At 58.5% G+C, this 441-nt stretch carries 1 protein-coding gene; it reads left to right on the top strand.

Features of this window, described 5'->3' with window-relative positions; all coding sequences use genetic code 11:
- Nucleotides 1–12: 12 nt before the first annotated feature.
- The coding region (locus tag AC2JF9_RS09390; RefSeq protein ID WP_500727238.1) for a porin at nucleotides 13–441 on the top strand (429 nt) is incomplete at its 3' end.

The following is a 441-nucleotide window of genomic DNA, read 5'->3' as shown; positions in this document are numbered from 1 at the left end:
GGTTCGGTTGGCATCAACCTGCCCTTCCTTGGACAAGGGGACTCGGCTTGGTTGGCGGCAACCTACGTTGATGGGGCCAATGCCTATATTCTCGGCGGTACAGGCCGTCAGGCGTTTATCAACACCTTCCCGGGCCTCCCGATCTCGGATGCCATCATCGATCCGATCACAGGAGACTTGGAGACTGGCACGGCTTGGTCGATTGCTGGTGGCATCACCCACAACTGGACACCTACGATCCGCTCGAGCGTCTTCGGTTCATACGCGCGCTTTAACGCTCCAGATGGTGCGAGCACTGTAGTTGCCGCAATACCAGCCACAATTGCCGCTGGCACAGCCGGAGCCTCAGTGGGTATTCTTGACTTCAATGAATACCGCCTCGGCGCCAACACCTTCTGGACCCCGATCTCGGGACTCAGCCTCGGTGTCGAGGTACTCTAC

The sequence above is a fragment of the Lactobacillus sp. C449L genome, assembly GCF_059900815.1.
This window is presented reverse-complemented; position numbering and strand designations above follow the sequence as displayed.